The following is a 13,897-nucleotide window of genomic DNA, read 5'->3' on the forward strand; positions in this document are numbered from 1 at the left end:
AGCTCCCACCAGACTGCTGCGACAGCCCAGCGAGGAGGTCTCACACCTCCTTCGATTCCCAGCGCCTCACGGCGCACCAGCGCCTCGTGGCGCACGCCGCCCCGCTTCCGGTGCTCGGGCCTGGAGGCCCTGCGCTCCGGGTCGGGTTGCCATCGATTCACCCGGGTTGCTGCCTATGGTGGTGCCCGGCGTGGCGCAGGGGTGTTTCAGACCGACCCGCGAAGTGACCTCTGCTTCTTGTTCCCTAGCCTGGTCTCCGCTTGCAGGTTCGCAGCCAGTTCATCCAACGTCGCCCCGCAACGGACGTTGGACTGCCCGCTTGTACGGGGAACGGACTGTTTTCGAATGGCCGCCCACCCTGCGGCCATGTCGTGAACCTGCCACTCCGGGTACTCGGCGATCAACTTCGCCAAGGTCATGGGCATGGTCGCACTCCCGCGACCGGCGTACAGAGTGGCTGAGACTCCCGAAGCCGGGCGTAGCAGAGAGCGATTCGGTGGGCGGCCCGAGTGGGCTCGGTGGAGGAGTGCCAGGCGTAGATGACTCGCTGTCGTCCCGCATCCAAAGCTGATCGCCACCAGTACCGCGTGCCGTGATACCAGACGACCGGTCCGACCCAGACGGACACCAGCGCAAGCGTGCCACTGCGCAGGATCTCCTTCACTGAGGGCTCGCTTCCGTGAATTCCGGGCGCAGACTGCGGATCGTCTCCGAGAGGGGGTGGCGTCGTTGCAGGTCCGCGTAGCGGAAGGCGACCCGGCGCGCGGCTCTCGACGGTTCGATGGCCGGATGGCGGGCGTACAGCACCCGTTTGCGGCGGTCGTCCCAGCCTGCCCGCCACCAGTACCAATCGCCGTCGCACCAGACGACGAGCCCGACCCACACGGACACCAGGCTCAGGCCGTAGCCGTCATGCACGTCTGCAGACACGCCATGAGCGGCGAGGGCGTCGGCCAGGGCGTCGGCGGCGTGCTTCTCTGGCGTGGGGTGTCGGTTCGGCGGTTGCATGAGTGGCCTCCCATCAGGTACGGCAGTGACGTAGCGTGACGGTATGTGTCGGCTGAGCTGTGAGGCCGGAAAGAAATTCAGGGGTCCGTCGTAGGCATCCGATGAGGATGAGGTGCATGCGAGGAATGACCAGCAATCTGTCCATCGGCCAGCGCGTGGCCTGGTACCGGCGACGGCGTGGAATGTCTCAAGACGTATTGGCCGGGCTGGTGGGACGGACCACCGATTGGCTGAGCAAGGTGGAGAACGACCGCATCACCTTGGACCGTCTGTCCGTCATCAAGTCCCTGGCGAGCGCGTTGGACGTGTCCCTCGGTGATCTACTGGCCGAGCCACACCTGTTCGAGTGGACGGACGGAAGCGGCGGTCAGACCATCCCCGCACTGCGCGCCGCGATCACGGACTATCGGCAACTCTCGCCGATGGCCGGGCTCGTGGAGAACGCGGAACCCTCCGGGCACGCCGACCTGCGACGTGCTCTTGCCGAGGTATGGCGGGCGTACCAGGGCGCCCGGTACAGCTACGTGATACGGACTCTGCCTGGACTCCTCGGGGAGGCGCATCATGCCGCGCGCGTTGCGAACGGTGACGCGCGCATGGAGGCATCGGGAGTGCTTGGGCAGGTCTACCACGCCGCTGCCAGCATCCTTAGCAAGGTTGGTGAGGCTGATCTCGCGTGGATCGCCGCCGAGCGCGGCCTGTCCTTTGCGCGGGAGTCCGGTGATCAGCTCGTTACGGCCTCCTTGCTTCGCTCCGTGACCCACGCCCTTCTGTCCAACGGCCGTTACAAGGCAGCCAAGCAGCTCACGATGGACGCCGCCGACCTGCTGTCTCCTGACCTCCCGCACGCCAAGGCTGAGCTGCTTTCGGTGTACGGCACGCTGTACCTCGCTGGGTCGATGGCGGCGGCGCGAGACGACGACCGCAGCACGACACGCGCGTTCCTCGCCGAGGCACAGGAAGCGGCGGTGCGGCTCGGCAGTGACGCCAACCATGTCTGGACCGCGTTCGGGCCGACGAATGTCCGTATCCATCAGGTGGCCACGGCGATCGAGCTGGGAGACATCCAGGTGGCTGTGGAGATCGGGCCGAAGCTGGATACCAGTGGGCTTCCGATCGAACGTCGCGCTCGTCATGGCCTGGCCATGGCGCATGCCTTGAGCCTGTGGAACCGTACCGACGACGCGATGGCCGCGCTGTTGGAAGCCGAGACCATCGCGCCTGAGCAGGTCCGCCATCACTACCTCAGCCGTCAGCTCACGATGTCATGGATCAGAAGGCAGAAGGGCAAGCCCAGCTTTCAACTCGCAGCTCTGGCCCGGCGACTGCATATCGTGTGAAGGCAGTCTTCGTGGCGTAAGGTCGGGCTGTGAACGATCAGGAAGCTCCGCCGTTCGCCCAGGCCCGTGCCGCCGCTGGCGCACTGTTCTTCGATGACAGTGGTCGTGTGCTTCTCGTTCGTCCTACGTACAAGCCGTCCATGGACATTCCGGGCGGGTACGTCGAGCCGGGGGAGACCCCGTACGAGGCGTGCATTCGAGAGGTGCAAGAGGAGCTGGGCATTCAGCCGGCCATCGGTCGCCTCCTCGCGGTCGATTGGGCGCCTCTCCCGAAGGAGGGCGACAAGGTCCTGTTCGTGTTCGACGGCGGCACCTTGGACGGCGAGTTGCTCAAGCAGATCAGGTTCGTTGACAAGGAGCTGAGCGCCTACGAGTTTCATCCCGTCGAGGAACTGGACGGGTTGTTGATCGAGCGGCTTGCTCGTCGTGTCAAGGCCGCCGCCACTGCACGCGAGCTTGGCAGGACCGTCTATCTGGAGCACGGCCAGGCCGTTCCCACTGAGTGACCATCTGAGTGACAACGGCTCAGGACGAGCGTGGACGGTCGAGGACCAGGGCGGAACGTTCGCCGAGGTGGGACCCCGATTCACCCGAGGTCCCACCTTCTCGCGGCGAGCCTTACAAGCGAGGGGTCACTGGTTCGAACCCAGTACCGCCCACCTCCATCAAGAAACCCCGCAGCGATCACGCTGCGGACCTCTCATGCCATTGGCTCGCGCAGGCGAGCACACGCCAGTTTCGTCGTCATCGACGAGACTGGCCTGATCAGTCGTCGTCCAACTGGACATCAGCGGCCATCTTGTCTCGCTGGGCGTAGGCGTACCGGCGTGCAAGAACATCAGCATCCCGCTACTCCGAGAGTTTCCGGTAGGTGGTGGGCCGTCCTTGGCCCCCCAGTTGCTCAACGAGCCCCCTCGATCTCAGTTCGCGGAGTGCCTTGCGGATATTGGGTGCGGACAGGTTCAGTTCCTGCTTGAGGTCAGCGACACTGCGTGTCCCGGCCACCAAGGTGTCGTAGACGCGTAGCTCCGTCTCGTTCAGGTCGTCGCCCGGGCGGATGATGGGAAGTGTCTGCCGCCGTAGGACGACAGTGAATCGGATGGCGGCGTCGATGTAATGCGCAGGTGGAAGTCCGGCCTCTGCCAGGGCATCAGCCACGATCGGAATGCCGGTTGCCAGCGCCTCGATCACTCGCGCGCCTGTTTCTGGCGTGCGAGCGTGTTGGCAGATCGCAACGAGTCGCGCATTGCGTGCTGAGGTGACGGCATCCCGGCCGAGCCGGTCGACCGTGATGCCGTACAGGCCGCCCGGGTTGGAGACGATCAGCCGGTCACGACGGAGTCGAACCTCCACGGCCATGCCGGCCGACCAATGATCGAGGTCGCGATGGAGAAGAGCGTTCGCGATGATCTCGCGAAATGCGATGTATGGATAGGCTGGCTGATCACGAACAGTCCCGTCCGGCGCCGACACGACGCTGGTGTCAAAGGTTCGCCGTGCCCAGTTCAGTGCCTCTTCCAGCATCCGTGGAATGGCCCCAGTGATCGTTGTCTGATTCCGAGCCCGCGAACCTACAGGATCGGTCGGCAAGGGCTCTGCCGAAGCCTGGATGACGAAGCGCGGAAACCACTCCTGTGGATGAACTCCCAGGGTCAACACTCCTGCGACGGTCGGAGTGCCGTCGGGCAGGGTAACTCCGGCACGCCGTAGCAACTCGGCATCGTCAGGAAAACGGCCCAGGCCGTGGGAATCCCGTTCGCGGACCGAACGGAGGAACGCTGCGACAAGGTCGCTGTCCAGGTCCTCGCGGGTGGCACCTGGCACGGGCCGCCGGTCGAAGAGCGGCGGCTTCCGGGCAGCGAGGAATGCCTGCTCTTCCAAATCCGACAGTGGGAAGTCCCCGTCGTACCCCCGCATGTATGCCGTACCCGACGCCGTGATCCGACACGGCTTGGCCGACGGATCGCATTCATGCACCCTGGCGACGCTGACCGGTGCCCCATCCACCTCCGCGTCGCTGATCGTGAGCTGGACAGGCGGCGAGAACGAGCGCGCCTTGTGAGCGAGGCCCTGCTTGAGAGCTTGTGGATCTGAAAGCTGTACTGGACGAAAGCCGGTGGCCTCGTCGAGGCCGAGGATGATCGTCCCGCCGCCTGGATGGTTTGCCAGCGCGCTCAGAGTTGAGGCGAGCGACTGAGGCAACCCTCCTGCCGCCGACTTGACCTCGACATCGTCGTAGTCGCCTCCGGCCGTGCGGAGACGTGCGACCAACTCGTTCAGCTCTGGCTCATAGGTAAAGGTAACCGTGCGCTGGTTACATTTACTCGGGTTCTGGTTACATTTCGCATCTGGGCCAAGCGTTTCTGGGGCGGCGGCGCGGTGCGCCGCCGTGCCCCCGGCCCTCCGCTCGCCGTCCGGGCGTGCGGTCTGGGGGCCGGTCCCGGACGGCGGCGGGACACCGGGCCGGGCAACGCACGCCAACTGGAGGAATGTGCCGTCACGGATCGCGTCTTGAACACCGTGCCATTGCCGTGCCGTTCGACGGCGAGCCGCGACTCCAGAGAGTGATCCGAAGTGCTGGTGAGGTGGGCGAAGAGCATGATCTGATCACCGTGCAATTAGCGTGCCTTCAGGTGGCATCCGAGCTGGTCAGTGGGAGGGCGGCTAGGTAGACCCGCAGGTCAGCGCCCGAAAGTAGCGATCTTGGCTCCTTGCGAGCGAAGAGCCGCTGGTTCGAACCCAGTACCGCCCACCAGCGAAAAGCCCCGTCTCCGATGATGGAAACGGGGCGTGAGTGACATGCTGACGGCTATGCCTCTTCAGCCATGGGGAAGAGGCGGTCCATCGCAGTCGCGGCGGCTGTTGTGGGCGGTCATCTTCGAGCCGTTCAGATCTGCTCCCTCCATTGAGCCATCAACCCGACTGTCACATCCGGCCATTCATGCTGGAGGTCCGCCAGGGTTCTTTCTACGGCAGGCGTATCAACTCGTTGAGTCGGATCTGGTTGCCGACCAGCGGCAGTTGGGTTTGCGGCTTGTTGCCGATCACCAGCGGCCGCATCATCTCGATAGCACCGCCCGTGCTCGCTCCGTCCTCGTGGGACATGATGTGGCAGTGCCAGACGGATGACCCACCGACGGTGAACTTGGTCGCCCAGACGGTGATGAAGTCGGGCGGGGACACGAAGGTTTCCTTCGGGCCGGTTTCGTAAGGAGCCGGTGGCACGAACTGTCCGATCTCCAACGGTACCTGGTTGCCGGTCTCAGGGTCGGGGTCGCTCCACTTGGTGACGGGCCAACGGCCGATCAGCCGCATTTCGACGAGATGCAGGTGGATCGGATGAGCGTCTGGGCTGTGGTTGCGCATGGCCCATGCCTCGGTCGAGTTCAGCTGCGGTGTCTCGGTGGCCGTGTTGGCCGGCCCGTAGTTGAGCAACTGGACCTTGTCCCCGAGCTGCGGGGCGCCGGGGATGACCTCACCGGCCTGAACGGTCCGCAGTCTGGCTTTGACGAGGAGGGCGGCAGGTGGGAGCTGGTTGTTGGTCTCCGGCAGCGCACCTGGAACTCGGGAGCGGTCTGGCCACCTGGTCGAAGGGCCAACGTCGAACCGCATGAGCTGCGGAATTCCAGCCCCAGTGGGATCGACGCCATCCAGCGCGCCGAAGGGCGCTGGAGCGTTGTTGGCCAGCACCCAGTTCTGTGAACGGTGGCCGGTGAAGTCGATGACCACCTTGTACCGCTCGCCTGGGGCGACAAGTAGCTCGTTGACCACAGCGGGGTGAAGCAGGTACCCCGAGTCGCCGGCCACCACGGTCATCTTGGGAGCAGAGGTCGTCGAGCCGCTGGTCTGCCTCAGGCTCAGGCGGTAGAAGCGGGAATCTGATGCATTGATGAAGGTAAAGGTGTAACGCCGCGGTTCCACGGTCTGCTTCGGGGCGACAATGCCGTTGACCACCGGGAGGTCGCCGAAGAATTCGGGATCGGCGTGGCTGTAGCACAGCGTCTTGTCGGGGTTGAAGGACTTGTCCTGCAGCGCGTAAGCCTTGGCGAAGGCGCCGGTGGGCAGGCCGAACCGGAGCTCCCGCTGGTCGGTGTTGGGCATGAACCCTGCCAGCCCCTCGTACGCGTGGTACGAGGTCTGCGCCTCAATGTGATCGTGGTACCACAGGGGTGCTGCGGCCTGGTTGTTCGGATAGTGCTGGGTCTGCGAGCCGCCGGGTGGGACTTCCACTCCGATGGGCGCGGGTGCTCCGTCGCTTTCTGGCGGCTGCAGGCCGCCGTGACGGTGCAAAGTGAGCGTGTTGTCGTTGTTCGGCTGGTCGAACGGGAATATCGGGGTTCCCGCCGCCGGCAAGGCGTTGATCACCTTTACGTCGACCGGCCGGTTCTCTCGCGTGACGATCGTCGGGCCGAGGAAGTCCATCTTGACGCCACCCCCACCCCCGCTGCCGCTGGCGCTGCCGCTGGCGCTGCTGCTGGCGCTGGCGCTGCTGTGGCCGCTGCCGCTGCTGCTGGCACTGCTGCTGCTGTTGCCGCCTCTGCCGCCGCCACCGGAAGCGCTGTAACCCAGTGTGGTTACTTCAGGCCAGTCGTTCGATGGAGAGAACGAATGCCTGCCCACATGTGCGGTGAGGGTGTAATGATCGCGGCCGTTGTGGGTGCTGTCAGGCGTCGCCACCTTAGGCTGCGGGACCTCATCCTGGTAGAACTCCACCTTCGGCGATGGGCCGCATTCTGTGGATGGCTGCGCGGCCTGCCCGGTCGAGAATCCGGCAGCAACTGGCGGTACGGCCCAGACCGGCGACCCGGTGCCCACCATCGCCACACTGGTGAGCCCCACCACCAGACTCACCCGTAGTGGACGTTTGGCAGGTCGCCAGACCTGTAGATGCGCTGTCGTGTTGAGCAAAGTACTTCCCCCGTAGGCGCGAGCATGTCCGCAGAGCTTCGATGGCGGCCGCTGATCGTCAGGCCGCGTCGCTGATCTGATTTTGGGCAGCAGCAGGCATGGCGCGTCCACGCAACGCCGGGGAACTTGAGCGATCTACCAGATATGACCGTCTTGGTGTCGCCCGTTTGCCGGGCGACCGTGGTCGGCGGCGTACGCGGCAAATACCTCCGCGGGTGTTCCATCCGTGTGGAGGAAACGCTGGTCAAGGATGGTGGCAAGGTCTTCCAACGCACCAGCGAGCAAGGCGGCCATCAGACGCACATCCGCTCGTCGGGCTGCCTGCCCGCGCTGGGCGAGGTGAGTGGCATAGCCGATCGTGGCCGCCAGAGACGAGTGGTCCTCACCGTCATGGAAGTAGTACGCCTCGGCGTACTGGGTGAAGTCGATACGGACACGTACCACCTCGGTGGCCAGGCTTCCCAGCAATGACGCACCTGCGGCGCAGTCGAGCTGCCGCATGGACGGGTCTGAGCGGTACAGCAGTGCCAACCGGATCGCGAGCACCCGTCGGCGGGTCAGCGTCGGATAGATCTCCAGCACCCAGGAGACGGTGGCTGTCAGGAGGACGAAGCCGATGATGGCTTCCAGGGGCGAGGCCACGCGGAGCCACCCTTCGGCGGGCACGATGTCTCCGAGCCCGAGGGTGGCCACCATGACGAGCGACAGGTAGACGGAGTTGAGCGATTCCGGCTCCTGCGACAGTCCGGAACCGGGTGCGAAGGCGAACGCCTCCGGCATGTGGGGCCAGTAGACGATGGCCCAGCCCAGGATGATGGTGACGGCCCACATGCCGACCACCGTCACCATGGCGAGCGGACCGACGAGCCCCACCACACGCCTGCGCGCTCGGAGATGCCGGGCCAGCTTCCACAACGCAGCCATGACAAGTCGGCTCAGACCTCCGTGGCGGGTGGGGTGCCAGAGCGTGTGGAAGAGATCTCGCAGGGCGGCCATGATGAGCGTGGCCCCGAGCAGCGAGACCAACCACCCCATTCATCTCTCCCGCGGTGAGTGTCCTGTGGAGCGGCGAGGCGACCCGGGCAGCCAAGGCCGGGGCGATCTGCCGCCCGGGCCGGGCCGCGCTTGGAGCCTAGGCCGCAGTCACCGCTGGTGAACGCAGACTCGCCGTATCGGAGGTGCAACCAGGTTGTCCAAGTGGCAGAACGAGTACGTGTCCGCCAGATCGATGACGACGAGGGGCAGGGTCTGCTGCGGATCACCCGACCAGTGATGATCTCTCACGCTAGGAGGCTGGGCGGACAGAAGCGCGAGCCGAACCACAGGTGGCTCGTGCCGGTATTCCCCAAGGAACTCTGCCGCGGCGCGCCGTGCCCGAACGGGAGGCTCGGGGACGCAGATCACCGAGGGCGGTTGCCCTTCTTTTTACGGCTGGCCGGTACGGCCCGGCGGGCGGAGCCATTCTTGGCGGATATTTGTGCCTGTCGCTGTGCCGGTTTCTCCGCAGGGGAGGCGGGGGTACGGCCTCGTGAGCTGTTCACTGTCCGGCCGCGGACGATGCCGATGAAATCTTCCACCAGGTCAGTGGTCGCGTCCTTGGGCCAGGCCAGCGCTACCTGAGACTGCGGCGCGTCCGGTACCGGCCGGTACGTGAGGTCCTTTCGGTGGTGGAGGCGGGCCAGCGACTGGGGAACCAGGAGCAGTCCAGTGCCGGCCGCTACCAGCTCGACCGCGTTCGCCGTCGTGGGCGGGCGGGTGAACGTGGGTAGCCCGGGCCGGGCCGTCCACTCGATGGTGTCGTCCAGAGGGTGCAGCACCTCGTCGTCGGTCAGGTCGGCGAGGGCCACCTCGTCGGCGGCGGTCACCGCGTGGTCCTTGGGCGCCACGACCACCGTGGTCTCCACGTAGAGAGGAATCACGCTGAGCCCGTCACGGTCGATCGGCAGCCGGACGAATCCGGCGTCGGCGCCGCCGTCCCGCAGGAGTCCCACCACCTCGTCGGCGGGCACCGCGACGAGGGTGATCGGCACGCCGGGTATCCTCTCGGTCCAGACGTTGACCCACTTCGCGGGTGTCACCCCAGGCACGTACGCCAGCCGGAACACCCTGCCGGTCTCCCCATCAGTCACTTCCACAGACTACCGATGTCCGGGGAACCCGTTCCGACTGACTACGCTTGGCGCCATGACCTCGTCCAAATCGAAGACCATCCAGACGATGAAGCCCGAGACGGCGGCCAAGAAGCTGGGTGTCCTCCTTTCGGCCACTCCCGCCGAGTTCCAGGCGGGCGTCGTCTCCAGGGACGAGCTGAACGAGTTGCAGTCGACGCCGCCCGCCTGGCTCGCTGACCTGCGCCGCAACGGCCCGCATCCCAAGCAGGTCGTCGCCGCGAAGCTCGGGGTCTCCATTTCCGGCCTGACCAGGGGCGGGATCACCGAGCCGCTCACCACCGCTGAGATCGATGCGTTGAAAGCGGAGAACCCAGCGTGGCTGGAGCGGGAGCGGTCCGTCCAGGCTGAGGCCCGCAAAGAAGCACTCCGGCTCAAGCAACGCTAGACAGACCGGCTGATCGGCTATGGTCACCGGCCGTGAGGATTCTCATCGTCGGTGGTAGTGGGTTTCTCGGCCGTGAGCTGGCTCGGCAGTGTTCGCTGGGTGGGCATGAGGTCGCCGCGACGTACCTGACCCGGCCTGGAGAGATCGCCGGCGTTGAGTGGTTGCCGCTCGATGTGCGCCGGCGCGAGGACGTCGAGGTACTGGTCGGCGCCTTCCGGCCGGAGGTGGTCATCAACGCCGCGTACCGGCAGGCGGATTGGACGACCACGGCGATCGGCGCCGTGAATGTGGCTCTCGCCGTCTCCATGGTGGGTGGGCGCCTCGTCCATGTGTCCAGCGACGCGGTCTTCTCCGGCGCCGCGATTCGGTATGACGAGACGTGCCTCCCTGACCCGATCAGCCCGTACGGCGCGGCCAAAGCCGCCGCGGAGACAGCGGTGAGCGCGGTCGTGCCGGCTGCGGTGATAGCCCGGACATCCTTGATCATTGGCGACGGTGACTCCCCGCACGAGGTCCTGGTGCATGCATTGGCCACCGGGAGGGCGGGAGGAGTGTTGTTCACCGATGACGTGCGGTGTCCCGTGCATGTACGTGACCTTGCCGCGGCGCTCTTGGAGCTCGCCGCAGCTGAGTATCGAGGTGTCCATCATGTCGCTGGAGCTGATGCGGTGAGCCGATACGAGCTTGGGGTGCTCATCGCTCGTCGCGATGGCCTGGACGCGGACCACCACTTGCCTTCGGGTCGGCGGGCGGACACCAAGTTGCCCGGCCCGCTAGACGTGCGCCTGGACTGCGCCATGACACAGCGGCGGTTGCACACCGAGTTGCGCGGCGCCCGGCAATTTCTGGGTGACGGTTAGTGAGGGTGGCGGCCAGTACGCAGGTCGGCTGACATCCCGAATGTTTCCACGGCCTCAGTCGTCGAGCAGCTGCCATGCGGTGAGGGCGAGCCTGGCTCGTATCAGGCCGGTGGGCTCGGTGAGTTCGATGTCCAGGGTCTTGCCGAGCCGTTCGAGCCGGCGGGCGACGCTGCTGTGGTGCAGGTGGAGAAGGTCGGCGGCCCGGCGCAGCGAGCCGGTGGCGCAGTAGGCGTCCAGCGTCTCCAGATCTTCCGGGTGACCGGCGGCGATCGCGGTCACGTCAGTGCCCCTGGTGAACTGGCCTCCGCGTTCGTGGTGCCGTTGGTGTCGCTGATCTACTTGTTCACTATCAACTGGCGGGTGACGCTGATCCCGGTGGTGCTGGCGGTGGCGCTGGCCCTTTTGATGATGACCCCGGCCTGGTCGCGCGAGTAGGAGGAGTTCGATGCGGCTATGGGACGGATGCCAGTTCCGTCGTGGAGTTGGAGCAGGGGATCGCGGTGGTCAAGGCGTTCGGTGGGTCGGGCGCGCGGACAGCGCTGTTGCGCGGTATGTATCCCGGCTCGGCGATCATCTGGCCCATTTGCCCCTTGGTCGGTACAGCGCCGACCGGGTTGGCGAGGTGTCCATCATGGCCGGCGCGGCCTCCTGCAGATGATGAGCGTGGCGGCGCATCTGCTGGCACCGTCCATCTCCGCCTATGTAATCCTCCTGACTATCGTCATCGTGATGCTCGCCTTCGATTGGCGCATGAGGCTCCCAACCAGGCGAAGACCACTCGGGTAGTAGCTCCGCCATGAGCGAGCGAAGCCGTACCCGAGCGACCTATCCGACGCCCGCTGGGCGTTAATCGAACGCCCGCTGGGCGTTAATCGAACGCCCGCTGGGCGTTAATCGAACGCCCGCTGGGCGTTAATCGAACCCATCTTAACCGCCTGGCGCCAAGCTCGACTGGCCAGCCCGCCTCGGGTGAATTGTGGGACGTCTTCAACGCGATCCTGTATATCAACCAAACGGGAATCGCCTGGAAATACCTGTCCGTCGTACAGCACCGTCTACGCCTACTACGCAGCCTGGCTGGACGAGTAAATCTTCGCCCAGCTCAACTACGAGCTGACCGGCCTGGCCCGTGTCAAACAAAGCCGAACCAACCGCGTACGTGATGGACACCCAGAGTGTGAAGATCTCCACCAACGTGCCCTTCCCCAGCCAAGGGGTCCCGGTAGCAATGAAGAAATTTCCCACTGATATAGCGCCGGCCTGCGGTGATATAGAGACTCTGTGATCGAGGTCTCGGTTCGCTGACGGTGCGGTCCGTGAGCGACGACAAACCGGAGGTCAGGTACGGCGCGGGCCGTCGGCCGCTGTGGATGTGCGGGATCGGGACGCTGAAGTTATCCGGATGGTGCTGCACAAAGCGGGACGGCGGGAGTTCAGCGAACGCCATGACGGGTTCGTCGTCGAGGGCGGGGACGATGCGGCGCCGTTCCTGAACGCCTGCACCGAGGAGGCTGAAGGTTCCGCGCCGGAGCTCACGCGGTATCGGGTCGATCTGGTGAAGGCCAGGTTAGGAGTCGAGCCCGACCCAACGATGATCAGGTGCTACCGGTGTGGAATAGCTCGTGACCCGGTGGTCTACCTGGTGGCGTGGGGATCAGCGGGTACGGCGACGCTGGACGGGGTTGGCTTCGGCGGTGGTGCGGGTGGATAGACTCTCGAAGATCATAATTTGCGGAGGTGCAGGTGGACGAGCCGGTGACGGCGGAGGTGGGCGAGGACGGGCTGCTGGCCGCCCTCCACATCGACCCGCGGGCCATGCGGCTCGGCTCGACGGAGCTGGCCAGACGGGTTGTGGAGGTCGTGCGCGCCGCGCAGCGTGGGTACGAGCAGCCGCCCCGGGACTCCCCCGGCCTCGACGCACTCCTCCAGCGGCTGGACGAGTTGGAGGCTCAGGCGGACAGGGACTTCGATTACGTGAACAGCAGGCTTGACGACACTCTCAGGAGGATCACGGAATGACCGAGATCTCGACCGGGATAACGATCGACGCCAGCGGGCGGGCCTCCTCGGGGCGGGCGTTCGGCGCGCTGGCCGATGAGTACTCCGGGCTCGCCGGAGGGTGGGGCCGAGGTGAGACGCCGCTGCCGTACGAGGAGTTCTCGGTCGGCTACCACGAGCTCACGGCCGGCCTCCGCGCCGCTTGCGAAGGGCTGTCCGGCTCGCTCGACCAGGCCGGAACGGGACAGGTCGCCATGGCCGCCGTCAATACGAGCACAGAACTCGCCAACTCGCGTGGGCGGGGCGTGTGACGGAACAGGCATTGGCGGCCGGGCTGGCGCTGCTCGGCGTCCCGCCACTGCCCGACCTGGACGGCGTCGACAGGCACATCGCCGATCTGGACGCGGCGGCCGCCCATCACCGGGAACTCGCCGCGGAGAGCGGACGCGCCCACCGGCTGGCCGGGGCAAACAGCGGGCCGGCCGCCGACGCGGTGGACGACCATGTGAACGGCCGCGACGGCATCGCCCTCACTGCGGGCGACCTCGCCGACCGCCTCTCCAACGTGGCCGGCATGTTGCGAGTCGCCAGGGAAACGCTGGTCTGGGTGGGCGGTCTGCTGGCCGGGCTGGCCGCCCTCGCTGTGGCGGCCATCGCGTACGCGCCCCACCTGCTGCCCCGGCTGAGAGCCATCGCCGTCAGAGTCTCTGCCAGGCTGCGCGAGATCACCGCCCGCCTCGGGGCGCTGATGCGCGGCATGTCCACGACCCTGACCAACCGCAGGGTCGACAAAGTCGCCGACCGCTTCCACGATGCGTGGCGCGCTCCGCGCAAGCTGCCCGGCGGCACGTATGAGCCGAGGGTGAAGACCACCAGCGACCCGTCCTGGATCAAGAAGCACGACACCGACCAGGTCGACATAGCCAACACGCGCTATCGCGACCTGCCAGCCGACTGGAAACGCGAGAACCAGGAGTCCGCGCGCATCGGGGTACAGCTCGTCGACGAGGCGCGGACGAGCGGCGTGGACGTCAGAAGCGAGCGGTTCATGGAGGAGGCGAGCTCGGTGGTGCACGACAAGTGGCTCGTCCGCAACCGGGACTGGGCCCCCGAAGAGCAGCGCCGCCCCTACGAACTGCTCTCCGAGGCCGAAAAGGAGAAGGATCGCGACGTCATCCGTATGGTCCTCGGGATCTAGCGGGCCGGATGCCACGACGGCCGCTACGC

General features: G+C 66.0%; 15 protein-coding genes and 1 pseudogene. 10 read left to right on the forward strand and 6 right to left on the reverse strand.

What is annotated here, in order from left to right; all coding sequences use genetic code 11:
* Positions 1–660 precede the first annotated feature (660 nt).
* Entirely contained in the window at positions 661–1,008 is a 348-nt protein-coding gene (locus AB0H88_RS06575; protein WP_357642038.1) for a hypothetical protein, read from the reverse strand.
* Positions 1,009–1,133: 125 nt separating this feature from the next.
* On the opposite strand from AB0H88_RS06575, the gene AB0H88_RS06580 reads away from it, so the two are divergent.
* Positions 1,134–2,348 carry a helix-turn-helix transcriptional regulator gene (locus AB0H88_RS06580; protein ID WP_357642040.1) on the forward strand — a complete coding sequence of 405 codons (1,215 nt, stop codon included), beginning with the start codon at positions 1,134–1,136 and terminating at the stop codon, positions 2,346–2,348.
* A 29-nt stretch (positions 2,349–2,377) separates the two neighbouring features.
* Positions 2,378–2,854, forward strand: coding sequence for an NUDIX hydrolase (locus AB0H88_RS06585; protein WP_357642043.1), 477 nt, complete (start codon positions 2,378–2,380; stop codon positions 2,852–2,854).
* A gap of 343 nt (positions 2,855–3,197) precedes the next feature.
* Here AB0H88_RS06585 and AB0H88_RS06590 read toward each other — a convergent pair whose 3' ends face one another.
* The gene (locus AB0H88_RS06590; protein ID WP_357642045.1) at positions 3,198–4,619 is read right to left on the reverse strand and encodes an ATP-binding protein; all 1,422 of its coding nucleotides are present in this window, start codon (positions 4,617–4,619) and stop codon (positions 3,198–3,200) included.
* A gap of 696 nt (positions 4,620–5,315) precedes the next feature.
* Positions 5,316–6,770 (reverse strand): multicopper oxidase domain-containing protein, encoded by a 1,455-nt coding sequence (locus AB0H88_RS06595; protein ID WP_357642047.1) that lies wholly within the window; start codon positions 6,768–6,770, stop codon positions 5,316–5,318.
* 1 nt (position 6,771) lies between these two features.
* Between AB0H88_RS06595 and AB0H88_RS06600 the strand changes: the two genes are divergently transcribed.
* Positions 6,772–6,912, forward strand: a complete 141-nt coding sequence (locus tag AB0H88_RS06600; RefSeq protein WP_357642049.1) for a hypothetical protein — start codon at positions 6,772–6,774, stop codon at positions 6,910–6,912.
* 479 nt (positions 6,913–7,391) lie between these two features.
* Here AB0H88_RS06600 and AB0H88_RS06605 read toward each other — a convergent pair whose 3' ends face one another.
* Together AB0H88_RS06605 and AB0H88_RS06610 are read right to left on the reverse strand one after the other, a co-directional pair.
* Positions 7,392–8,282: a potassium channel family protein gene (locus AB0H88_RS06605; protein ID WP_357642052.1), complete on the reverse strand. Its 891-nt coding sequence runs from the start codon at positions 8,280–8,282 to the stop codon at positions 7,392–7,394.
* 374 nt (positions 8,283–8,656) lie between these two features.
* Entirely contained in the window at positions 8,657–9,385 is a 729-nt protein-coding gene (locus tag AB0H88_RS06610; RefSeq protein WP_357642054.1) for a LysR family substrate-binding domain-containing protein, read from the reverse strand.
* A gap of 55 nt (positions 9,386–9,440) precedes the next feature.
* Here AB0H88_RS06610 and AB0H88_RS06615 point away from each other — a divergent pair, with 55 nt between their 5' ends.
* Both AB0H88_RS06615 and AB0H88_RS06620 read left to right on the forward strand, forming a co-directional pair.
* The gene (locus tag AB0H88_RS06615) at positions 9,441–9,812 is read left to right on the forward strand and encodes a DUF5997 family protein (protein ID WP_225289020.1); all 372 of its coding nucleotides are present in this window, start codon (positions 9,441–9,443) and stop codon (positions 9,810–9,812) included.
* Positions 9,813–9,844: 32 nt separating this feature from the next.
* Positions 9,845–10,672 carry a sugar nucleotide-binding protein gene (locus tag AB0H88_RS06620; protein ID WP_357642058.1) on the forward strand — a complete coding sequence of 276 codons (828 nt, stop codon included), beginning with the start codon at positions 9,845–9,847 and terminating at the stop codon, positions 10,670–10,672.
* 54 nt (positions 10,673–10,726) lie between these two features.
* Here AB0H88_RS06620 and AB0H88_RS06625 read toward each other — a convergent pair whose 3' ends face one another.
* Positions 10,727–10,951, reverse strand: a complete 225-nt coding sequence (locus AB0H88_RS06625; protein WP_357642061.1) for a helix-turn-helix domain-containing protein — start codon at positions 10,949–10,951, stop codon at positions 10,727–10,729.
* 636 nt (positions 10,952–11,587) lie between these two features.
* Here AB0H88_RS06625 and AB0H88_RS06630 point away from each other — a divergent pair.
* The 5 genes and pseudogenes from AB0H88_RS06630 to AB0H88_RS06650 form a co-directional block, all read left to right on the forward strand.
* Positions 11,588–11,888, forward strand: a pseudogene (locus AB0H88_RS06630) (transposase); the annotation flags it as partial.
* A gap of 186 nt (positions 11,889–12,074) precedes the next feature.
* Positions 12,075–12,383: a hypothetical protein gene (locus tag AB0H88_RS06635; protein ID WP_357642063.1), complete on the forward strand. Its 309-nt coding sequence runs from the start codon at positions 12,075–12,077 to the stop codon at positions 12,381–12,383.
* 26 nt (positions 12,384–12,409) lie between these two features.
* The gene (locus tag AB0H88_RS06640; RefSeq protein ID WP_357642065.1) at positions 12,410–12,691 is read left to right on the forward strand and encodes a hypothetical protein; all 282 of its coding nucleotides are present in this window, start codon (positions 12,410–12,412) and stop codon (positions 12,689–12,691) included.
* On the forward strand, positions 12,688–12,981 hold the full coding sequence (locus tag AB0H88_RS06645) for a hypothetical protein (RefSeq protein ID WP_357642067.1): 294 nt from the start codon (positions 12,688–12,690) through the stop codon (positions 12,979–12,981). The genes AB0H88_RS06640 and AB0H88_RS06645 overlap by 4 nt, the downstream gene beginning before the upstream one ends.
* The gene (locus AB0H88_RS06650; protein WP_357642069.1) at positions 12,978–13,868 is read left to right on the forward strand and encodes a hypothetical protein; all 891 of its coding nucleotides are present in this window, start codon (positions 12,978–12,980) and stop codon (positions 13,866–13,868) included. Before AB0H88_RS06645 ends, AB0H88_RS06650 begins: the two co-directional genes overlap by 4 nt.
* The last annotated feature ends 29 nt before the right edge of the window (positions 13,869–13,897 follow it).

Source organism: Nonomuraea sp. NPDC050680, from assembly GCF_040654555.1.
Lineage (GTDB): Bacteria > Actinomycetota > Actinomycetes > Streptosporangiales > Streptosporangiaceae > Nonomuraea.